Here is a 19,854-nt window from a genome sequence, read left to right as displayed (position 1 = left end):
CGCTAACCTCATGATCAACGCAGGGGTGGCGGGGGTGGGGGTGGGGTGAGGGTTAGCGTGCGGGCATGGTGCGGTGGCGGGCTGGCGTGGTGGTGCGGGAGCGGCGACGGTGGGCCGGGGCGGTCGAGCTGGACGTGCGACTGGCCGACGGCGCCGTGCTGCGGGCGCTGGCCTATCCGGCGCTTGTCGGCGACCCCCAGGCCGGCGACCGGGTGCTGCTCAACGCCGGTGCGCTGCTGATGGGCCTGGGTACCGGCGGATACGCCCTGGTCGTGGCGCTGCCGGACCGGCTACCTCCGGACCCGCCGCAGGCCCTCGACTCCCGCGACGCGGGTCACCTGGTCAAGGCCCGCTACACCCCGTTGCAGCCGATCCTGCTCGGCGTCGACGAGGAGGCCTCGCCGCACCGCGAGGTGCTGGCCGGCGCCGACGACCTGGCCGGCCTGCCGGTGGTGACCGCCGACCTGCACTCCGCGCTGCCGGCGATCCTGGCCGGCGTCCGCGCCGACGCGTCGGGTGCCCGGGTGGCGTACCTGCTCACCGACGGCGGGGCGTTGCCCGCCTGGTTCTCCCGCACCCTGGCCGGGCTGCGCGACGAACTCGCGGGCACGATCAGTGTCGGGCAGGCGTTCGGCGGCGACCTGGAGGCGTCCACGCTGCACAGCGGGCTGCTCGCCGCCCGGCACGTGCTCGACGCGGATGTGGCGGTGGTGGCCCAGGGTCCGGGCAACCTCGGCACCGGCACCCGCTGGGGTTTCTCCGGCGTGGCCGTCGGCGAGGCGGTCAACGCCGTCGCCACCTTGGGCGGCCGGCCGGTCGGCTCGCTGCGGATCTCCGCCGCCGACCCGCGCCCGCGGCACCGTGGCGTGTCGCACCACAGCCTCACCGCGTACGGCCGGGTGGCGCTGGCCCGCGCGGAGCTGGTGGTGCCCGACGGCCTGGACCCGGCACTGGCCGCCGAGGTCGACGCGGCGCTGGCACCGCTCGCCGGACGGCACCGCGTGCTGCGGGTGGACACCACCGGACTGGACGAGGCGCTGCGCCGCAGCACGGTGCCGCTGTCGACGATGGGGCGCGGGCTGGACGCCGACCACGCCTACTTCCTGGCCGCCGCCGCGGCGGGCCGGCACGCCGCCGGTCTCACGCAAGAATGATCAGAGCGAGCCAGGCGCCGACGATCAGGGCCAGCGCCAGCGCCAGCACCCAGGTGGGGACGGTGTACTCGCCGCGCCGGTTGCGTTCGACCTCGGCGCGGATCTTCTCGCGGCGGCGTTCCAGCCAGCTCTGCCGCTCGGTGCCCCGGGTGGGCGGCTCGGGAGGAATCATGGCCCGGCCAGCCTACCCGGCCAGCCCGGCACGGGCCGGCCGGGTGGCCCTCACATGCTGGCGATGAGCCGCTCCACCCGCTCGTCGTACGCCCGGAACGGGTCCTTGCACAGCACGGTGCGCTGCGCCTGGTCGTTGAGCTTCAGGTGCACCCAGTCGACGGTGAAGTCGCGTCGCTTCTCCTGCGCGTGCCGGATGAACTCACCGCGCAGCCGGGCCCGGGTGGTCTGCGGTGGCGTCTCCTTGGCCTCGAAGATCTCCGGGTCGGTGGCCACCCGGTCCACCTCCCTACGCCGTTCCAGCAGCGCGTACAGCCCCCGGCCCCGGCGCAGGTCGTGGTAGGCCAGATCCATCTGCGCGACCCGGGGATGCGACAACGGCAGGTCGTTCTTGCGCTGGTAGCGCTCGATCAACCGCAGCTTGGTCACCCAGTCGATCTCCCGAGAAACCGGCTCCAGGTCGCCGGTCTCCACCGCCCGCAGCACCCGGCCCCACAACTCGACCACCCGCTTGGCGGTCTGGTCGCCGCCGCGCCGCTCGACGAACTCGGTCGCCTTGGCGAGGTACTCCTGCTGGATGTCCAGGGCGCTGACCTCCTTGCCCGAGGCCAGCCGCACCTTGCGCCGGCCGGTGATGTCGTGCGACACCTCGCGGATGGCCCGGATCGGGTTCTCCAGGGTCAGGTCGCGCATCACCACGCCGGCCTCGATCATCCGCAGCACGATGTCGGCGGTGCCGACCTTCAGCAGCGTGGTGACCTCGTTCATGTTGGAGTCGCCGACGATGACGTGCAGCCGGCGGTAGCGCTCCGCGTCGGCGTGCGGCTCGTCGCGGGTGTTGATGATCGGGCGACTGCGGGTGGTCGCCGAGGAGACGCCCTCCCAGATGTGCTCCGCCCGCTGGGACAGGCAGTAGACCGCGCCGCGCGGCGTCTGCAGCACCTTGCCCGCACCACAGATCAGCTGCCGGGTGACCAGGAACGGGATCAGGACGTCGGCGAGCCGGCCGAACTCCCCGTGCCGGGAGACCAGGTAGTTCTCGTGGCAGCCGTACGAGTTGCCCGCCGAGTCGGTGTTGTTCTTGAAGAGGTAGATCTCGCCGGCGATGCCCTCGTCGTGCAGCCGTTTCTCCGCGTCGATGAGCAGCCCCTCCAGGATCCGCTCGCCGGCCCGGTCGTGAGCGACCAGGTCGACCACCGAGTCGCACTCCGGGGTGGCGTACTCGGGATGCGAGCCGACGTCCAGGTAGAGCCGTGCGCCGTTGCGCAGGAAGACGTTGCTGGACCGCCCCCAGGACACCACCCGGCGGAAGAGATACCGGGCTACCTCGTCAGGGGACAGCCGCCGCTGCCCGCGATAGGTGCAGGTGACGCCGTACTCGGTCTCCAGACCGAAGATTCGCCGTTCCATGGTGAGACATTAGCCGTACGAAGGCCCCGTTCGTCACTGTCGCGGCACCTGCCCGCGTCACCCGCCGCCGAAATGCGCGTCGTGCAGGCCCGCCACGTACTCCCGGCACCGGGCGTAGTCCGGCAGCGACCCCGCCGCCCGGGCCTGCGCCAGGCTCGGCGCGGCGGCATCGCGGGCGGACAGCTGTGGCGTCCCGGCCGGCCAGTCGATGCCCAGGTCCTCGTCCAGCGGATGCACCGCGTGCTCCGCCGACGGGTTGTACGTGGTCGAGCAGAGATAGCTCAGGGTGGCGTCGTCGGTCAGCGCGCAGAAGCCGTGGCCGAGCCCTTCGGCGAGGTAGACCGCGCGCCGGTCCACGTCGTCCAGGCGGACGCCCTCCCACCGGCCGAAGGTGGGCGAGCCGACCCGCAGATCGACGATCACGTCGAGCACCGCGCCCCGGACACAGGTGACGTACTTCGCCTGCCCCGGCGGGACGTCGGCGAAGTGGATGCCACGCACGACGTCGCGGGCCGAGACGGAGAGATTGCCCTGGGCGAGGCGCAGCGGATGCCCGACCGCCTCGGCGAGCCGGTCGAAGCGGTACCACTCCAGGAACAGCCCGCGCGGGTCCCCGTGCTGCGCCGGGGTGATCTCCCAGGCGCCCTCGACGCTCAGCGGCCGTAGCTTCATCGGCCGGCTCCCGCGTCGCGGAACTCGCCGCCCAGCTCGTCGCGCTCGCCGCTGAGCAGGTCGAGCAGATACTCGCCGTAGCCGCTCTTGGTCAACGGCTCGGCCAGGCCGCGCAGTTGCGTGTCGTCGATCAGCCCCGCCCGCCAGGCCACCTCCTCGACGCAGCCGATCTTCATACCCTGCCGCTCCTCGATCACCCGGACGAACTCGGCGGCCTGCATCAACGAGGTGAAGGTGCCGGTGTCCAGCCAGGCGGTGCCCCGGTCCAGCACGGTGACCGACAGCTCGTCCCGGCCGCGGTACGCCTCGTTCACCGCGGTGATCTCCAGCTCGCCCCGGTCGCTGGGGGTGAGCCCACCGGCGATCTCCACCACCCGGTTGTCGTAGAAGTACAGGCCCGGCACCGCGTACCGGGACCTCGGCTTCTCCGGCTTCTCCTCGATCGACAGCACCCGGCCGTCGGGGTCGAAGTGCACCACGCCGTACGCCTGCGGGTTGGCCACCGGATAGGCGAAGATCCGCCCACCCACCGGGTCGCCCGCCGCGGCCAGCTGCCGCCCCAGGCCCGCACCGTGGAAGATGTTGTCGCCCAGGATCAACGCGACCGCCTCGTCGCCGATGAAATCGGCACCGAGCACGAACGCCTGCGCGATGCCCTCCGGCCGCGGCTGGGCGACGTACTCCAGCCGCAGGCCGAACTGGCTGCCGTCGCCGAGCAACCGCTGGAACTGGTGCTGCTCCTCGGGCGTGGTGATCACCAGGATCTCGCGTACCCCCGCCATCACCAGGGTGGAGAGCGGATAGTAGACCATCGGTTTGTCGAAGACCGGCATCAGCTGTTTCGAGACCGCTCGGGTGATCGGCCACAGCCGGGATCCGGTGCCACCGGCGAGCAGGATTCCACGCACCCGGGGAGCGTACCGGCAACCGTCCCGCCCGCCACGCGCCGCCTCTGCTGCACCGGCGGCCGTCTCGCGTAGACTTCCGGACCCGTGAGGGTCCTGGTCACCGGCGGCGCCGGATTCATCGGTTCGGAGTACGTCCGGATGCTGCTGGGCGTGCCCGGCGGCACCGCCGCGGGGGTGCCCGCGCTGGAACCCGCCGCGGTGACGGTGCTCGACGCGCTCACCTACTCCGGGAACCTGGCCAACCTCGACCCGGTCCGCGACGACCCACGCCTGCGGTTCGTGCACGGCGACATCCGCGACCCGGACACCGTCGACGAGACCGTGGCCGGGCACGACGTGATCGTGCACTTCGCCGCCGAGTCCCACGTCGACCGCTCCATCGGCGGCGCCGCGCCCTTCGTCACCACGAACGTGCTGGGCACCCAGGCCCTCCTCGACGCCGCCCTCCGGCACCGCGTCGGCCGCTTCGTGCACGTCTCCACCGACGAGGTCTACGGCTCCATCGACACCGGCTCCTGGACCGAGGACTGGCCACTCGCGCCCAACTCGCCGTACTCGGCGGCCAAGGCCGGTTCCGACCTGCTCGCCCTGGCCTGTCACCGCACCCACGGTCTCGACGTCGTGGTCACCCGCTGCTCCAACAACTACGGGCCCTACCAGTATCCGGAGAAGGTCATCCCGCTGTTCGTCACCAACCTGCTCGACGGGCGCAGCGTCCCCCTCTACGGCGACGGCGGGAACGTCCGCGACTGGCTGCACGTGCACGACCACTGCCGCGGCATCGCGCTGGTGCAGCACCGGGGGCGCGCCGGCGAGGTCTACCACATCGGTGGCGGCACCGAACTCACCAACAAGGAGCTGACCGAGCGGCTGCTGGAGGCCTGCGGCGCCGGCTGGGACCGGGTCGAAGCCGTCCCCGACCGCAAGGGCCACGACCGCCGCTACTCCCTCGACATCAGCAAGATCAACAAGGAGCTGGGGTACGCGCCGACCGTCACGCTGGAGGCGGGCCTCGCCGACACCGTGCGCTGGTACCGGGACAACCGCGACTGGTGGGCGCCGCTGACGGCGGCGACCCGATGAGGGTCCTGGTGACCGGTGCCGGCGGGATGCTCGGCCGGGACCTCGTCGACGTCCTCGCCGGGCAACCGGACCCGAAGGTGACCGCCGTCAGCCGGGCCGAACTCGACATCACCGACGCCGCCGCCGTGCACGCCGCCGTCGACGGTCACGACGTGGTGGTCAACGCCGCCGCGTGGACCGACGTCGACGGCGCCGAGCGGGACGAGCGGGCCGCCACCGCCGTCAACGGCGATGCCGTCGCCCACCTCGCGGCGGCCTGCGCCGCGCACGGCGCACGGCTGCTGCACCCCTCCACCGACTACGTCTTCCCCGGCGACGCCACCGTCCCCTATCCGGAGGACGCGCCGACCGGCCCGATCAACGCGTACGGCCGCAGCAAGCTCGCCGGGGAGCGGGCCGTGACCCGGCTGCTGCCCGACACCGGCTACGTGGTACGCACCGCCTGGCTCTACGGCGTCCACGGCCGCAGCTTCGTCCGCACCATGCTGGACCTGGCCGACCAGCGTGAGTTCCTCGACGTGGTCGACGACCAGCGGGGCCAGCCGACCTGGTCCGGTGCGCTGGCCCGCCAGCTCGTCGCGCTCGCCGAGTCGGCCCTGGCCGGGCGGGCGGCCCCCGGCGTATACCACGGCACCTGCTCCGGCGAGACCACCTGGTACGGGCTCGCCCGGGCGGTGTTCGCGCTGCACGGGCTCGATCCGGCCCGGATCCGGCCCACCACCAGCGCCCGGTTCCGGCGACCCGCCCCCAGGCCGGCGTACAGTGTGCTAGGGCACGACCGGTGGGCCGACGCGGGGCTGCCGCCCCTGCCGGCCTGGCACGCCACCCTGGTCGCCGCGTTCACGCCCGCCCGTCCACCCTCCCCGTGGAAGGTCGCATGAAACTCACCCTCGTCACCGGCCTGACCGGTCTGGTCCTGCTGGCCACGATCGTCGAGTTGCTGCGCCGCCGGCAGCTGCGGGAGAAGTACGGCATGCTCTGGCTCGGGCTGCTGTTCGTGGTGATCCCGCTGTCGCTGTTCCCCCGACTGCTCGACGGCATCGCGGACACGCTCGGCGTGGCCTCCGGGGTCAGTCTCGTGCTCTTCCTCGGCATCGTCTTCCTCCTGCTGGTCTGCATCCACCTCAGCTGGGAGGTCAGTGCGCTGGAGGAGGAGACCCGCACGCTGGCCGAGGAGTTCGCCCTGCTGCGCGCCGAGGTCGAGGCGGACCGGGCGGACCGGGCGGCGCTCGCGGACCGGGCGGGACTGGTGTCCCGCGATGGTTAACGGCAAGCGACTCCTGATCATCATCCCGGCCCTCAACGAGGCCGGCTCCATCGGCGAGGTCGTCGGCGAGATCCGGGGCGAACTGCCCGGCGTGGACGTGCTGGTCGTCGACGACGGCTCCACCGACCGGACCGCCGCCGTGGCCACCGCGGCCGGCGCCCGGGTCGCCCGGCTGCCGTACAACCTCGGCGTCGGTGGCGCGATGCGGCTCGGCTACCGCTACGCGCAGGCGAACGACTACGACGTCGCGGTGCAGATCGACGCCGACGGGCAGCACGACCCTCGCTACGTGCCCAAGCTCGTCGATCTCCTGGACGACTGCGACCTGGTCATCGGGGCGCGCTTCGCCGGCGAGGGCGAGTACGTGGTAGGCGGCCCGCGCCGCTGGGCGATGGGCATGTTGTCGACGGTGCTGTCCGGGCTGGCCGGCGCCACGCTGACCGACACCACCTCCGGCTTCCGCGCCGCCAACCGGCGAATGATCGACATGTTCGCCCGCTGGTACCCCGCCGAGTACCTCGGCGACACCGTCGAGACGCTGGTGCACGCCGCCCGTCGCGGCTACCGGATCCAACAGGTCCCGGTCGCGATGCGCCGCCGGATGGCGGGCACCCCCAGCCACTCCCCCGCCAAGGCGATGATCTACCTCGGCCGGGCGCTGGCCGTGCTCACCCTGGCACTCATCCGCCGGTGACGCGCCGCCTGCTCCGCCTCGTCCCACCCGGCACCCTTCCCGTGGGCGCGGGGCTGGCCCTGGTCGGGCTGGCCTCGTACGTCCATCTCGCCCTGGCCGGACACAACCTCGCCGCCGCCGACTACTCCGCCCTGTCGGTGCTCTGGTCCGTCGTCTTCACCCTCGGCATCGGCGTGTTCTTCCCCGTCGAGCAGGAGGTGGCCCGACTCGTGGCCGCCCGCCGTAGCCGTGGGCTGCCCCCCGGGCCGGTGCTGGCCCGGGGCGCCGCCATCGCCGCCGTCCTGCTCGGCCTGCTCCTGCTGCTCACCGTCGCCGTCGCCGACACCCTCGCCGACCGGCTCTTCGACGGCGATCACGCCATGGTGGCGACCCTCGCGGGCGCGGTGGCCGCACTGGCCGTGGCACACACCACCCGCGGTGTGCTCTCCGGGCTGCGGAACTTCCGGTGGTACGGCACCCAGCTCGGACTCGACGGCGGGCTGCGCATCGGGCTGGTCGCCGCGCTCGCCCTGGCCGGTGTCGACTCACCCGTGGCGTACGCGCTGGTGCTTGTCGTCGCACCCCTGATCGCCGTCGCGCTGACCGCCGTACCGGTGGCCCGGGCGGCCGGCGGCGGTCCCGCCGTACCCGCGCGACCGCTGCTACGCGGGCTGGCGCTCCTCACCGCCTCCAGCCTGCTCGCCCAGGTCGTGGTCAACGTCGGCGTGATCAACGTACGGCTGCTCTCCCCGTCCGACGTCGCCACCGCCGGGGCGTTGCTGTCCGCGCTGGTGCTGGTGCGTGTGCCGCTGTTCGCCTTCGGCTCGATGCAGGCAGCCCTGCTGCCCGGCCTGTCCACCGCCGCCGCCACCGGCGACGACCTGGCCTTCGGTGCGCTGCTGCGCCGGTCCCTGGCGGTCGTCACCGCACTGGGCGCCACCGGCGGCGTGCTCGCCGTGCTGTCCGGCCCATGGCTGGTGCGTGCCCTCTTCGACACCCCCGACGTCCTCGGCCGCGACGACTTCGCCTGGCTGTCCCTGGCCACCCTGGCCTACCTGTGGGCGATGGTCCTCGGTCAGGGGCTGCTGGCCCGCGACCGGCACCTCGCCCAGGCCCTGGCCTGGACCGCCGGCGTCGCCGCGCTGACCGCCACGACCCTGGCCCCGCTGCCGGTCGCGCTGCGGGTCGAGCTCGGCTACACCGCGGGCTCCCTGGTCGCCGCCGCCGTGATGGTCCCCCTGCTACGGCGCCACCACCGTGCGGCGACCGCGTCGCCCCGGCCCGTCGCGGTCGGCGTGCCCGCGACCACCCCCGGAGGTTTCCGATGAGCCCGCCCCGCATGACCGCGGTGATGCTCGCCTACGGCCCCGAGCCCTGGCTGGTCGACGCCGCCCGAGCCGTGCTGGCCAGCACCGACGTCGACATCGAGCTGGTCCTGGTCGACAACGGCTGCACCGGTGACGGCGTCGACGTGGTCAAGGGACTGCCCGGGGTACGGGTGATCCGCCCCGAGGAGAACACCGGCTACGCCGGTGGCTGCAACATCGGGGCCGCCGACGCCACCGGTGACTGGCTCGCCTTCGTCAACTCCGACGCGATCGTCGCCCCCGACGCCCTCGCGAAGGTCGTCGCGGTGGCCACCGAGCCGGGTGTGGGCGCGGCGATGGCCTCCATCCGGCTCGCCCACGACCCAGATGTGGTCAACACCTCAGGCAACCCGCTGCACTTCACCGGCCTGTCCTGGGCCGGCGGCAACGGTGAGCCGGCCACCGCCCACGCCCGGCGCACCGTGGTGCCGTCCCTGAGCGGCTGCTGCTTCGTCATCAGCGGCGCACGCTGGGCGGAGTTGGGCGGCTTCGCCGCCGAGTACTTCGCCTACCACGAGGACACCGAGCTGAGCCTGCGGTTGTGGCAGCGCGGCCTGCGGCTGGAGTACGTGCCGGACGCCGTGGTGCGGCACCACTACGAGTTCTCCCGCAACGACCGCAAGCTCTACCTGGTCGAACGCAACCGCCTGCTGACCCTGTTCACCGCGTACCAGTGTCGGACCCTGGCGCTGCTGGCGCCGATGCTGCTGCTCACCGAGGCGGCCATGCTCGCCGCCGCGCTGGCCGGTGGCTGGACGCGGCAGAAGACCCGCGGCTGGGCCTGGCTGTGGCGCCACCGGGGCTGGGTGGGTGTCCGCCGCCGACGGTTGCAGGCCGAGCGGACGCTCGGCGACGGCGTCGTCGCCGACCTGATGACCGCTCGGGTGGCCCCTCGAACGTCGCCGCACCGCCCGGAACGGCGCTGTTCAACGCCGTCGCCGCCGGCTGGTGGGCGATGGTCCGGCCGCTGCTGGCGCGGAAGCTGGGCTGAGCACTGCGGGCCGTCAGGCCTCGGGCTCGCCGCCCGGCTTGTCCTCCAGGTCGGCGGAGCCGGCCGAGGTGGTCGGCTTGTGTGCCTCCTCGGTCGGCGTGGTCGGGGTCTGCGCCCGGTCACCCTCCGCCGCGGCCTCGCCGACCGCGTCGCCGTCGAGGAGCGCGGTCAGCGCCGTCCCGGTGATCCGCCGGAAGGTGCGCCCCATCCGGTTGCGGTCCAGGACCGCGACCTCCAGTTGGTTGGCGGCGATCGTCCGGGCGGTGCCGGTCTCGACGCCGACACTGGCCAGCGCCTGCACCGCCACCCGCACCGCGTCGCCGAGCGACATGTCCGGCCGGTGGTTGGACTTGAGCACCCCGGAGATCGCGTCGGCCTGGCCACCCATCGCCATCCGGCCCGGCTCGTCCGTGACCGATCCGTCGTAGGTGAGGCGGTACAGCGAGTCCTCCTCCGGCGTGGCACCGACCTCGGCCACGCAGAGCTCCACCTCGAACGGCTTCGACTGCTCGGTGAAGATGGTGCCGAGGATCTGGGCGTACGAGTTGGCCAGCGCCAGACCGGTCACGTCACGGCGGTCGTAGCTGAGACCGTTGAGGTCGGCCATCCGCACGCCCGCGCGACGCAGGTTCTCGAACTCGTTGTAGCGACCCACCGCCGCGAAGCCGATCCGGTCGTAGATCTCGCTGACCTTGTGCAGGGTGCTGGAGAGATTCTCGGCAACGAAGAGCACCCCGCCGGTGTAGCTCAGGACCACCGCGCTGCGCCCCCGGGCGATGCCCTTGCGGGCCAGCTCGGAACGGTCGCGCATGATCTGTTCGGGCGAGGCGTAGAACTGCATGGCCACGGCGGCGGCTCTCCTTCGGACGCGGTACCTGGGGAACTGCGGTCAGTGCGGGCGGGAGCGCGGCTCAACCGCCCGGATTCTCCATCCGGCCGGCGACCACGCTCTCCGCGATCGTCGACGTCTCCGCGTCGGTCAGCCGGTGCGTCCCCTCCGCCGTCGCGGTCATCACCACCGGGTAGATCCGCCGGATCAGGTCGGGCCCACCGGTCGCCGTGTCGTCGTCGGCGGCGTCGTAGAGCGCCTCCACCGACAACCGCACGGCGTCGTCGACGGAGAGCCCGGCCCGGTAACGCTTCTTCAACGCCGACTTGGCGAACAACGACCCCGAGCCGATCGCGTCGTAACCGGTCTCCTGGTAGGGACCACCGGTGACGTCGAAGCTGAAGATCCGCCCGGCTCGGGTCGGTTCCTTCGCCGCCAGGTCGAACCCGGCGAAGAGCGGGATCACCGCCAGTCCCTGCATCGCCGCGCCGAGATTGCCCCGGATCATCGAGGCGAGCCGGTTCGCCTTGCCGTCGAGGGAGAGCATCGCGCCCTCGATCTTCTCGTAGTGCTCCAGCTCCACCTGGAACAACCGCATCAGCTCGATGCCGATGCCGGCGGCGCCGGCGATGCCCACCAGCGAGTACGCGTCAGCCGGGTGCACCTTCTCGATGTCCCGCTGGGCGATCAGGTTGCCCATGGTCGCGCGCCGGTCGCCGGCCATCACGACGCCGCCGGAGGCGGCGACGGCCACGATGGTGGTGGCGTGCGGGGCCAGGTCGGCGGCCATGCCCGGGGGCAGCGCCCGACGGCCGGGCAACATCTCCGGGGCCACCTTGCTCAGGAATGCCGTGAAGGAGGACGTCCCCGCGTTGGCGAACACATCTGGAAGACGCCCGGATGGATCAAAACCCGCTGCCACGTGGTTCCTCTCAGGTACGTGATGGCCCTGGCCAGCCTAGTTGGACTGTCGCGGAACTGGCCAAGACCACCGTTGCAGTTGAAGCAGAGTATCCCGCGCACCCACCCGGCGCGATGATCGTGGTCCACATGTTCTGGATCGTCATCGCGGACCGCGCGACCTCACCCTGCTCGGCGCGGCGGTGCCGCGCATCGGGCGGCTGACCGCCGAGCGGGCGGGCGCACCCGGACCCGGCACCAGCGGGCAGCGCGCCGGCTCGGCGACGGCCGCGGCAGGATCCGTGAAGGGCGGCGAGCCGCTACGCCGCGGACCCCGTGCCCGACCCGATGGGCGAGACGAACATATACCCTATTCGCCCCCTTTTTGGACGTATCCTCTCACGAACTCTTCGGCGTTCTCCTCCAGGACGGAGTCGATCTCGTCGAGCAGGTCGTCGACGTCCTCGGTGATCTCGGCCTGCCGCTCGGCGACCTCCGGGTTCGCCTCGACGGTCACATCCTCGACCTCTTCGCCCTGGCGGGACTTACCCGACTGCGACTGACCGCCGCTGTCACGAGTGGCCACTGTTGCCTCCTCCACGATCTCCCTGCGATGAACCTACCTCGCGGGAGCGACGAATCACCCCTCGCGCGCCGTAGCGACCACCACCGACGGTCACCGGTGACGCGGCAGTGGCAGACACCCGGGCACCGGCCGCCGGGCAGACCCGACCGCCCGGTCGGTCAGCCGCCGCCCGCCCGGGTCAGGCTGAGCCACCGGTCAGGGTCTCCAGCAGGTCCTTGGCGCTGGCGCAGCGGTCGAAGAGCGCACCGACGTGCCGCCTGGTGCCGCGTTCCGGCTCCATCATCGGCACCCGCACCAGCGACTCCCGACCTACGTCGAAAATCACCGAATCCCAGCTCGCGGCGACCACCTCGGAGGCGTACTGCGCCAGGCAGCGGCCCCGGAAGTAGGCCCGGGTGTCCTCCGGCGGCTCGGTCATCGCCATCCGGCTCTCCTCGTCGTCGAGCAGCGTCTTCATCGACCCACGGGAGACCAGCCGGTGGTAGAGACCCTTTTCCCGGCGGACGTCGGAGTACTGCAGGTCGACCAGCTGGAGCTTGTGTGAGCCCCAGCCCAGCTTCTCGCGCTCCCGGTAGCCCTCCAGCAGCCGCAGCTTGGCCACCCAGTCCAGCTCGTCGGCGCAGAGCATCACATCGCGCCCCAGCCGGTCCAGCACGTCCTCCCACCGGTCCAGCACGTCGGCGGTCTGCTCGTCGACGTCGCTGCCGTAGCGGTCGTCCACGAACTCGCGCACCCGCTCCAGGTAGGCCCACTGCACGTCCATGGCGGTGAGCCGGCGCCCGTCACGCAGCCGCATCAGGTGGGACAGCGACGGGTCGTGACTGACCGCGCGCAACTCGCCGACCGGGTCGGCGATGCCGAGGTCCGCACCGAGCGCCTTCTCCTCGATCATCGTGAGGATCAGCGCGGTGGTGCCCACCTTCAGGTAGGTGGAGATCTCCGAGAGGTTGGCGTCGCCGATGATGACGTGCAGGCGGCGGTACTTGTCCGCGTCGGCGTGCGGTTCGTCCCGGGTGTTGATGATCGGCCGCTTGAGCGTCGTCTCGAGGCCGACCTCGACCTCGAAGAAGTCGGCACGCTGGGAGATCTGGAAACCGCTCTGGCCGCCGTCCTGGCCGATGCCGACGCGACCGGCGCCGCAGACGATCTGCCGGGTGACGAAGAACGGCGTCAGGTACGCCACGATGTCGGCGAACGGTGTCTGCCGACGCATCAGGTAGTTCTCGTGGGCGCCGTAGCTGGCACCCTTGTTGTCGGTGTTGTTCTTGTAGAGGTGGATCGGTGCCGCGCCGGGAATCGTGGCGGCCCGCCGCGCCGCCTCCGCCATCACCCGCTCCCCCGCCTTGTCCCAGCGGACCGCGTCGCGCGGGTTGGTCACCTCGGGGGTGGAGTACTCCGGGTGGGCGTGGTCGACGTAGAGCCGCGCCCCGTTTGTGAGAATCACGTTGGCCAGCCCGAGGTCCTCGTCGGCGAGCGCCTCGGCCGGGTCGTACGCGGCACCGGAGTAGGTGAAGCCCCGGGCGTCGCGCAGCGGTGACTCCTCCTCGTAGTCCCAGCGGGCCCGACCACCCCGGTTCAGTTCCGGGCGGGCGCCGTAGGCGTTCACCACCTGGGAGGAGGTGACCATCGGGTTGGCCCCGGCCTGACCGGGCACGGAAATGCCGTACTCGACCTCGGTGCCCATGATCCGTCTTACGCTCATCGACCTACCCGCTTCGTTCGCCCGACCGGTCCCCCGTCACGTCGAGCGTAGTCCGCGCCCGGGCAACCGGGGGCGTGGCGGTGTGGTCGGCGCACCCGCGGGTCGCGCCGCGCGGTGTCACGGCTCGTCGACGAGCATCAGTTCGGCGGTGATCCGGTCGCGCAGGTCCGGGTCGGCCCGCAACAGCCGGTTCACCCGGACCCGCGCGCCGGCGGTGGTGACGATCAGACGGATCTCGCCGGGCGTCCGGTAGAGCATCTGCACGGTCCGGTCCGGTTCGACGAAGACCAGGTTGTAGATGGCCGACTCGGTCTGAGCGGTGGTGCCCTGGAGGGTGGAGACGCAGATGTTCTCCAGGTACGAGCCGTACGGGCTGCGGTCGAGCACGAGCGTGGTGACCCCCTCGACCGGCGGATACCGCCGGTTGACCTCGTCGCACACCACGGCCGCCCGGGTGGGCTGGTCGACCTGCTGGTGCACCCAGCGCTGCGCCCAGGTCGGCGTTTCGGTGACGAGCAGGCTGCGGTGCCAGCCGGTGACGCCGACGAGGAACACGGTGGTGGCGACGACGGTGACGGCGGTGAGGCCGGCCACCACGGCCCGCACCGGGCGCCGGCGCCGCGGGACCGGCAGCAGCCGCACCACGGCGGCGGTGCCGACGATGAGCAGCAGCGTGGTGAGGTGCCCGGCCTTGTTGAAGTAGTAGCCGGCTTCGCCGCCGAGGCTGACGCTGGCCTGACCGATGGCGAGGGTGAGACCGACACTGACCAGCAGGACGAACAGCCAGCGCCGCCAGGCGGGATCGGCGCGGCCGGTCCGCAGGGCGTGCAGCAGCAGCGCCGGCACGACGAAGGCACCGAGGCCACCGACGGCGAGCCAGGTCTCGGTGAGGTCCGGTCCGACGGTCGCGGCGAGCGACTCGGTCTGGTTGGCCCGGAACACCCCGAGCAGGATCGGCACCGGGGCGACGGCGACGGTGGCCAGGCCGACGGCCAGCGCGGTGCCGCGTATTCGAAGCACCTCGCGGCGGTTGGCGAGCAGGGCACCGAGCACGATGACGGCGGCGGCCGGCAGGAACAGGTAGTAGGTGTAGCCGATGCCGACGACCAGAGCCCCGAGCAGCAGGAGCTGTTCGCGGCGGGCGGCGACCGGCCGGGCGACGAGGGCGCCGAGGACGACGGTGAGGGCCAGCCCGAGGGTCTCGGTCGGGTATCCGGCCAGCAGCATCCGGGGCATCTGGGTGCCGAGGACCAGCGCGCCGACGACGACCGTGAGCACGGCGCGGCTCAGCGGATGCAGTGGGCCGGGCAGGCGTTGCGCGGCCCACAGCACGGTCAAGGCGAACAGGCCGAAGCCGGCGATGTTCCACCAGAGGAAGGGCTGCACGGCGTCGGCGCCGGCCGGCGCGGTGCCCGGCGGGCTGAGCTGGCCGTGGAGCAGGGCGACGAGCAGGTGCCAGCCCTGCGGGTAGTGGACGAGCAGGGAGACGAGCTGGTCGCGGAGTGCGGCGGGGTCGACGAAGGCGTAGCCGCCGTGCCGGCCGATGACGTCGACGAGGGTGAGGTGGCGCAGGTAGTCCTCGCCTCGACCGAGGATGGTGAGCTGGCCGAGCAGGTCGTCGGCGCGCAGCACGGGCTGCGCGAGGTACCCGACGAGCGCGGCGGTGCCGAGCACCGGGAACAGGTCGGCCCAGGCGGGGCGCGGCAGGGTCGGGCGCCGGCCGCCGGCCAGGGCGGTCAGCACGAGCACGGTGAGGGCGGTGCCGGCGACCGGGACCGGCGCCATCCCCCACGGCCAGACGGCGAAGAGCAGGCCGGCCGCGGTGGTCAGGCCGACGAGCAGGACGGCGGCGAGGAGCAGCCGGTCGAGCAGGGTGCGCCCGCCACGCAGCAGTCCTGCGGTGACCAGCAGGACCAGCGGGGGCAGCACCCAGCGGGCGCCGACCGCGGTCGCGGCGAGCGGCAGGAGCCAGGCTGCGGCCAGGGCGGCCGGTGCGGCGAGCAGACGCCGGCGGTACGGCGGGGTGGGGCTGGTGGTCGAGGTCGGCGTGAGCGGTGGGGCCAGCTCGCTCTGCTCGGCGGGCACGCGATTCCTTCGCGGATAGGCGGCGGGATTCTCCGGATTTTACCGGTGCCGTCCGTTCCCCGCCCGAGAGCGCACGCGCAGGGCCCGTGACGAGTGGCGTCACGGGCCCTGGCGGTGCGTCGGGTCAGAGGTACTAGAGGTACTGGCCGGTGTTGCTGGCGGTCTCGATGGAGCGGCCGGCCTCGGCGCCCTTGCCGCCGGAGACGAGCGTGCGGATGTAGACGATCCGTTCGCCCTTCTTGCCGGAGATGCGGGCCCAGTCGTCGGGGTTGGTGGTGTTGGGCAGATCCTCGTTCTCGCGGAACTCGTCGACGCAGGCGTCGAGCAGGTGCTGCAGGCGCAGCCCCTTCCGGCCGGAGGTGAGGAACTCCTTGATGGCCATCTTCTTGCCCCGGTCGACGATGTTCTGGATCATCGCGCCGGAGTTGAAGTCCTTGAAGTACAGGACCTCCTTGTCACCGTTGGCGTAGGTGACCTCCAGGAAGCGGTTCTCCTCGGTCTCCGAGTACATCCGCAGAACCACCGCGTCGATCATGGCGGCGACGGTGGCCTGGGCGTCACTGCCGTGCTCGGCCAGGTCGTCGGCGTGCAGGGGCAGGCCGGCGAGGATGTACTTGGAGAAGATGTCCTTGGCCGCCTCGGCGTCCGGGCGCTCGATCTTGATCTTCACGTCGAGTCGTCCGGGGCGCAGGATCGCCGGGTCGATCATGTCTTCCCGGTTGGAGGCGCCGATGACGATGACGTTCTCCAGCCCTTCGACGCCGTCGATCTCGCTGAGCAACTGCGGCACGATGGTGTTCTCCACGTCGGAGGAGACACCGGAGCCACGGGTGCGGAAGACCGAGTCCATCTCGTCGAAGAAGACGATCACGGGGGTGCCTTCGCCGGCCTTCTCCCGAGCCCGCTGGAAGATCAGCCGGATGTGCCGCTCGGTCTCGCCGACGTACTTGTTGAGCAACTCCGGGCCCTTGATGTTGAGGAAGAAGCTGGTGTGCCGCTCCTTGCCCTGCCGCTCGGCGATCTTCTTCGCCAGCGAGTTGGCGACCGCCTTGGCGATCAACGTCTTGCCGCAGCCGGGCGGGCCGTAGAGCAGGATGCCCTTCGGCGGGCGCAGCTGGTGCTCCCGGAACAGGTCGGCGTGCAGGAACGGCAGTTCCACCGCGTCCCGGATCTGCTCGATCTGGGAGTGCAGGCCGCCGATGTCGGTGTAGTCGACGTCCGGCACCTCCTCCAGCACGAGCTCCTCGACCTCGCTCTTGGGGATCCGCTCGTACGCGTACGACGAGCGGGGTTCGATCATGAGCGAGTCGCCGGCCCGGATCGGACTGCCGATCAGGGTCTCGGCCAGGTGCACGATGCGTTCCTCGTCGGAGTGCGAGACCACCAGCGCCCGGTCACCCGGTGCGCCCTCGGGACCGGCGAGGATCTCCTTGAGCATGACCACCTCGCCGACCCGCTCGTAGCCGAACGCGTCGACGATGTTGAGCGCGTCGTTGAGCAGGACCTCCTGGCCGCGTCGCAGCTCACCCACGTCGAGCGAGGGCGAGACGGCCACGCGCAGCTTGCGCCCGCCGGTGAAGACGTCGACGGTGCCGTCGTCGTGCCGGGCCAGGAAGACGCCGTAGCCGCTGGGGGGCTGGGCGAGCCGGTCGATCTCCTCCTTGAGCGTCACGATCTGCGCGCGAGCTTCCTTGAGGGTGCTCACGAGCCTTTCGTTGTTCTCGGTCAGCCGCGCCAACTGCGCCTGGGTGGCGGCCAGGCGCTCTTCGAGCTGCCGGACGTGTCGGGGGCTTTCGGTCAACTTGCGCCGCACCAGAGCGAGTTCCTCTTGAAGGAACGCGACCTGCGTGGAGAGATCGTGGGCCTCCTTCTCCCACCGTGCGGCGCGCGAGTCCGCGTCGTCGCTGCGTGCCACGTCCCACCTCCCCGGGGGGCTTGAACGTTCTGACCTAACACTAGCCGCTATGAGCCCGATTCGGTCCTCCGCAACGCGCCCGTCACAGAAGCTTGATCGCCAAGGGTGGGTCGGTGGGTGGGTACCGGCATTCGGGTACCGTCGGGGGGTGGGACGGGAGAACATGGGGGGTGCACCGGTGGCCGAGGTCGCGACCGACCAGCTGCAGGTCTGGGTGGACCAGGACCTTTGCACGGGTGACGGGCTGTGCGTGCAGTACGCGCCGGAGGTGTTCGAGTTCGACGTCGACGGCCTGGCGTACGTAAAGGGTCCCGACGGTGAACTCCGCCAGGCCCACGGCGCCCGGGTCGACGTGCCGGAGCACCTGCGCCTCGAGGTGATCGACTCGGCGAAGGAGTGCCCGGGCGAGTGCATCCACGTCGTGCGCGGCAGCGACGGCGTCGAGGTGGCCGGCCCGCAGGCCGAGGACTGACCGGCCCGGCGGGCGATCCGGCCGGCCCGCGGCCGGACGCGGGCCGGCTACAGCAGCGGCCGGCCGACCACCGAGGCGACCAGCCGGGCGAATTCCTCCAGCCGGGCGATCTGCCCGGCGCCGCCGTCGTCGAGGGTCTTGCCGAAGCGCAACGCGTCGTGGCGCGGCCCACCAGCGGTCTCGTCGCTGGGCGGCGACTCGTCCAGCGAGGTCAGCAGCAGGTACACGTCGATGCTGTCGACCCGGATCTCACCGTTGTCGTGGCGGAACAGCCGGCGTCGGCAGCCGACCTCGGTGACCGAGGAGACCGGCACCACCCGCAGCGAGGAGGTCATCGAGCCGGGCGGCCCCTCCCCCGGCGGCACGTCCTCGCCGTGCCAGAGCACCAGGCGACTGCCGTCGCAGACGACGACCTCCTGCCACACCCCGTTCACCTCGTTGACGAACCGTTCGAGGGTGAAGCCGAGCACCGACGCCCCACGCAGCACACCGCCGAGGGCCTCCAGGGCGACATCGGGATCGCGCAGGTAGGCCCGCGCCGCCGACTCGAGACCGGTGTAGGGCGACCAGTCGGGAAAGACCGCCGGCAGGTCGCCGCCGCCGAAACCGGGACGGCTCATGCCATCGCCGCCGGCCCGCGCCGACCCGCGCCCAGGATCAGCCCGTTCACTGCCAGCCGCCCAGTTCCGCCGTCACGGCCTGTCCGTCTCCTGCGTCACGTCGGGTTGTGCCTGCTCGGCCGGCGTCGCCGCCTGCCGGGCCACCTCCGCCTCACGTAGCGCCTGGCGGCGTTGCGCGTACGCCTCGGTGCCCTTGCTGGGTTTGCGGCGTCGCGGCGGGGCGGTGACTCCGGGGGCGAGCTTACGCGCGGACACGAGGAACGCGGTGTGGGCGATCATCCGGTGGTCGGGACGGACCGCCAACCCTTCGGCGTGCCAGTCGCGCACCAGCGACTCCCAGGCCCGCGGCTCGGTCCAGCCGCCCCGCTCCCGTAGCGCCTCGACCAACTCGGACAGCTGCGGGGTGGTGGCCACGTAGCCGATGAACACCCCGCCGGGCAGCAGCGCCCGCTCGATCATGTCGAGGTTCTCCCAGGGGGTCAGCATGTCCAGGATGATCCGGTCGAAACCGGTCTCCGCGCAGCCGGCGACGTCCCCCACGTGCAGGTGCCAGGCCGGATGCGGCCCGTCGAAGAACGACTCCACGTTGCGCCGCGCGATCTGGGCGAAGTCGTCGCGCAACTCGTACGAGTGCAGTTCGCCGGCGGCGCCGACCGCGCGCAGCAGCGAGCAGCTCAACGCGCCGGAACCGGCGCCGGCCTCCAGCACCTTGGCACCGGGGAAGACGTCGCCCATGGCGACGATCTGCGCGGCGTCCTTCGGGTAGATCACCTGGGCGCCGCGGGGCATGGACAGCACGTAGTCCGAGAGCAACGGGCGCAGCGCCAGGAACGTGGTGCCACCGCCGGAGGTGGTGACCACGCTGCCGTCGGGCAGGCCGATCAGCGCGTCGTGCGCCAGGATGCCCCGGTGGGTGTGGAACGCCTTGCCCGGCTCCAGGGTGACCGTGTGCATCCGCCCTTTCGGGTCGGTCAGCTGCACCCGGTCGCCGGGCCGGAACGGCCCCCGGTGCACGGCGGGCGGCTCCGCCTTCTCGGCGGGCACGTCGG

General features: G+C 72.0%; 20 protein-coding genes and 1 pseudogene. 8 read left to right on the top strand and 13 right to left on the bottom strand.

Features of this window, described 5'->3' with window-relative positions; genetic code table 11:
• The first annotated feature begins 65 nt into the window (after nucleotides 1-65).
• A complete protein-coding gene (locus KIF24_RS12480; RefSeq protein WP_221084183.1) occupies nucleotides 66-1,154 on the top strand; it encodes a DUF3866 family protein in 1,089 nt (362 codons plus the stop codon).
• Here KIF24_RS12480 and KIF24_RS12475 read toward each other — a convergent pair.
• From KIF24_RS12475 to rfbA, 4 genes are read right to left on the bottom strand one after another with little or no spacing between them, the layout of a single operon-like run.
• Nucleotides 1,141-1,326, bottom strand: a complete 186-nt coding sequence (locus KIF24_RS12475) for a hypothetical protein (RefSeq protein ID WP_221084182.1) — start codon at nucleotides 1,324-1,326, stop codon at nucleotides 1,141-1,143. The genes KIF24_RS12480 and KIF24_RS12475 overlap by 14 nt on opposite strands.
• A gap of 50 nt (nucleotides 1,327-1,376) precedes the next feature.
• On the bottom strand, nucleotides 1,377-2,735 hold the full coding sequence (pafA, locus tag KIF24_RS12470) for a Pup--protein ligase (protein WP_221084181.1): 1,359 nt from the start codon (nucleotides 2,733-2,735) through the stop codon (nucleotides 1,377-1,379).
• Between the two features lie 57 nt (nucleotides 2,736-2,792).
• Nucleotides 2,793-3,407, bottom strand: coding sequence for a dTDP-4-dehydrorhamnose 3,5-epimerase family protein (locus KIF24_RS12465; RefSeq protein ID WP_221084180.1), 615 nt, complete (start codon nucleotides 3,405-3,407; stop codon nucleotides 2,793-2,795).
• Nucleotides 3,404-4,315, bottom strand: a complete 912-nt coding sequence (rfbA, locus tag KIF24_RS12460) for a glucose-1-phosphate thymidylyltransferase RfbA (protein WP_221084179.1) — start codon at nucleotides 4,313-4,315, stop codon at nucleotides 3,404-3,406. The genes KIF24_RS12465 and rfbA overlap by 4 nt, the downstream gene beginning before the upstream one ends.
• 84 nt (nucleotides 4,316-4,399) lie before the next feature.
• Between rfbA and rfbB the strand changes: the two genes are divergently transcribed.
• The 6 genes and pseudogenes from rfbB to KIF24_RS35040 all read left to right on the top strand — a co-directional run.
• A complete protein-coding gene (gene rfbB, locus KIF24_RS12455; protein ID WP_221084178.1) occupies nucleotides 4,400-5,398 on the top strand; it encodes a dTDP-glucose 4,6-dehydratase in 999 nt (332 codons plus the stop codon).
• Nucleotides 5,395-6,279: a dTDP-4-dehydrorhamnose reductase gene (gene rfbD, locus KIF24_RS12450; protein WP_221084177.1), complete on the top strand. Its 885-nt coding sequence runs from the start codon at nucleotides 5,395-5,397 to the stop codon at nucleotides 6,277-6,279. The genes rfbB and rfbD overlap by 4 nt, the downstream gene beginning before the upstream one ends.
• Nucleotides 6,276-6,665: a DUF2304 domain-containing protein gene (locus KIF24_RS12445; protein ID WP_221084176.1), complete on the top strand. Its 390-nt coding sequence runs from the start codon at nucleotides 6,276-6,278 to the stop codon at nucleotides 6,663-6,665. The genes rfbD and KIF24_RS12445 overlap by 4 nt, the downstream gene beginning before the upstream one ends.
• Nucleotides 6,658-7,359: a glycosyltransferase family 2 protein gene (locus KIF24_RS12440; RefSeq protein WP_221084175.1), complete on the top strand. Its 702-nt coding sequence runs from the start codon at nucleotides 6,658-6,660 to the stop codon at nucleotides 7,357-7,359. The genes KIF24_RS12445 and KIF24_RS12440 overlap by 8 nt, the downstream gene beginning before the upstream one ends.
• Complete coding sequence (locus KIF24_RS12435; protein WP_221084174.1) at nucleotides 7,356-8,666, top strand: polysaccharide biosynthesis protein; 1,311 nt, start codon at nucleotides 7,356-7,358, stop codon at nucleotides 8,664-8,666. Before KIF24_RS12440 ends, KIF24_RS12435 begins: the two co-directional genes overlap by 4 nt.
• Nucleotides 8,663-9,253, top strand: a pseudogene (locus KIF24_RS35040) (glycosyltransferase family 2 protein); the annotation flags it as partial. The gene KIF24_RS12435 and the pseudogene KIF24_RS35040, both read left to right, overlap by 4 nt.
• A gap of 456 nt (nucleotides 9,254-9,709) precedes the next feature.
• Here the strand turns inward: KIF24_RS35040 and prcA are convergent.
• The 7 genes from prcA to arc form a co-directional block, all read right to left on the bottom strand.
• On the bottom strand, nucleotides 9,710-10,543 hold the full coding sequence (prcA, locus tag KIF24_RS12425; protein WP_221084173.1) for a proteasome subunit alpha: 834 nt from the start codon (nucleotides 10,541-10,543) through the stop codon (nucleotides 9,710-9,712).
• 64 nt (nucleotides 10,544-10,607) lie between these two features.
• The gene (prcB, locus tag KIF24_RS12420; protein WP_221084172.1) at nucleotides 10,608-11,447 is read right to left on the bottom strand and encodes a proteasome subunit beta; all 840 of its coding nucleotides are present in this window, start codon (nucleotides 11,445-11,447) and stop codon (nucleotides 10,608-10,610) included.
• Entirely contained in the window at nucleotides 11,366-11,548 is a 183-nt protein-coding gene (locus KIF24_RS12415) for an endonuclease domain-containing protein (RefSeq protein WP_331461363.1), read from the bottom strand. Before KIF24_RS12415 ends, prcB begins: the two co-directional genes overlap by 82 nt.
• Before the next feature lie 247 nt (nucleotides 11,549-11,795).
• Nucleotides 11,796-12,011: a ubiquitin-like protein Pup gene (locus KIF24_RS12410; protein ID WP_221084171.1), complete on the bottom strand. Its 216-nt coding sequence runs from the start codon at nucleotides 12,009-12,011 to the stop codon at nucleotides 11,796-11,798.
• 178 nt (nucleotides 12,012-12,189) lie between these two features.
• Nucleotides 12,190-13,713, bottom strand: a complete 1,524-nt coding sequence (gene dop, locus KIF24_RS12405) for a depupylase/deamidase Dop (RefSeq protein ID WP_407939916.1) — start codon at nucleotides 13,711-13,713, stop codon at nucleotides 12,190-12,192.
• Nucleotides 13,714-13,830: 117 nt separating this feature from the next.
• On the bottom strand, nucleotides 13,831-15,798 hold the full coding sequence (locus KIF24_RS12400) for a hypothetical protein (RefSeq protein WP_221084170.1): 1,968 nt from the start codon (nucleotides 15,796-15,798) through the stop codon (nucleotides 13,831-13,833).
• A gap of 133 nt (nucleotides 15,799-15,931) precedes the next feature.
• Nucleotides 15,932-17,713, bottom strand: coding sequence for a proteasome ATPase (gene arc, locus KIF24_RS12395; RefSeq protein ID WP_221084169.1), 1,782 nt, complete (start codon nucleotides 17,711-17,713; stop codon nucleotides 15,932-15,934).
• 178 nt (nucleotides 17,714-17,891) lie between these two features.
• Here arc and KIF24_RS12390 point away from each other — a divergent pair, with 178 nt between their 5' ends.
• Nucleotides 17,892-18,185, top strand: coding sequence for a ferredoxin (locus KIF24_RS12390; protein ID WP_221084168.1), 294 nt, complete (start codon nucleotides 17,892-17,894; stop codon nucleotides 18,183-18,185).
• Nucleotides 18,186-18,232: 47 nt separating this feature from the next.
• On the opposite strand, the gene KIF24_RS12385 is transcribed toward KIF24_RS12390, so the two are convergent.
• Both KIF24_RS12385 and KIF24_RS12380 read right to left on the bottom strand, forming a co-directional pair.
• Nucleotides 18,233-18,805, bottom strand: a complete 573-nt coding sequence (locus tag KIF24_RS12385; protein WP_221084167.1) for a hypothetical protein — start codon at nucleotides 18,803-18,805, stop codon at nucleotides 18,233-18,235.
• 72 nt (nucleotides 18,806-18,877) lie between these two features.
• Nucleotides 18,878-19,849 (bottom strand): tRNA (adenine-N1)-methyltransferase, encoded by a 972-nt coding sequence (locus KIF24_RS12380; protein WP_221087317.1) that lies wholly within the window; start codon nucleotides 19,847-19,849, stop codon nucleotides 18,878-18,880.
• Nucleotides 19,850-19,854: the final 5 nt, after the last annotated feature.

It is taken from the genome of Micromonospora tarapacensis (assembly GCF_019697375.1).
GTDB lineage: Bacteria > Actinomycetota > Actinomycetes > Mycobacteriales > Micromonosporaceae > Micromonospora > Micromonospora tarapacensis.
This window is presented reverse-complemented; position numbering and strand designations above follow the sequence as displayed.

What these genes read in the sequence shown, in the direction of transcription:
- KIF24_RS12480 (WP_221084183.1), top strand. Translation starts at nt 66, where the DNA reads ATGGTGCGGTGGCGGGCTGGCGTGGTGGTGCGGGAGCGGCGACGGTGG.
- KIF24_RS12475 (WP_221084182.1), bottom strand. Translation starts at nt 1,326, where the DNA reads ATGATTCCTCCCGAGCCGCCCACCCGGGGCACCGAGCGGCAGAGCTGG.
- pafA (WP_221084181.1), bottom strand. Translation starts at nt 2,735, where the DNA reads ATGGAACGGCGAATCTTCGGTCTGGAGACCGAGTACGGCGTCACCTGC.
- KIF24_RS12465 (WP_221084180.1), bottom strand. Translation starts at nt 3,407, where the DNA reads ATGAAGCTACGGCCGCTGAGCGTCGAGGGCGCCTGGGAGATCACCCCG.
- rfbD (WP_221084177.1), top strand. Translation starts at nt 5,395, where the DNA reads ATGAGGGTCCTGGTGACCGGTGCCGGCGGGATGCTCGGCCGGGACCTC.
- KIF24_RS12445 (WP_221084176.1), top strand. Translation starts at nt 6,276, where the DNA reads ATGAAACTCACCCTCGTCACCGGCCTGACCGGTCTGGTCCTGCTGGCC.
- KIF24_RS12440 (WP_221084175.1), top strand. Translation starts at nt 6,658, where the DNA reads ATGGTTAACGGCAAGCGACTCCTGATCATCATCCCGGCCCTCAACGAG.
- dop (WP_407939916.1), bottom strand. Translation starts at nt 13,713, where the DNA reads ATGAGCGTAAGACGGATCATGGGCACCGAGGTCGAGTACGGCATTTCC.
- KIF24_RS12385 (WP_221084167.1), bottom strand. Translation starts at nt 18,805, where the DNA reads ATGAGCCGTCCCGGTTTCGGCGGCGGCGACCTGCCGGCGGTCTTTCCC.